Source organism: Salmonella sp. SAL03688 (assembly GCF_046551895.1).
Taxonomy (GTDB): Bacteria; Pseudomonadota; Gammaproteobacteria; order Enterobacterales; family Enterobacteriaceae; genus Salmonella; species Salmonella enterica.
Window position 1 is genome coordinate 1 of the sequence record NZ_JBGDVI010000091.1, and the last position, 235, is coordinate 235.

Annotated in this window: 1 rRNA gene; it reads right to left on the reverse strand. The window is 51.9% G+C overall.

Annotation, left to right across the window (positions count from 1 at the left end):
* Window positions 1-235: ribosomal RNA gene (locus ACLJR2_RS23875) — 16S ribosomal RNA — on the reverse strand; the annotation flags it as partial.

Sequence of the window (235 nt, forward strand, 5' to 3'; positions counted from 1 at the left end):
GGACCGCTGGCAACAAAGGATAAGGGTTGCGCTCGTTGCGGGACTTAACCCAACATTTCACAACACGAGCTGACGACAGCCATGCAGCACCTGTCTCACGGTTCCCGAAGGCACATTCTCATCTCTGAAAACTTCCGTGGATGTCAAGACCAGGTAAGGTTCTTCGCGTTGCATCGAATTAAACCACATGCTCCACCGCTTGTGCGGGCCCCCGTCAATTCATTTGAGTTTTAAC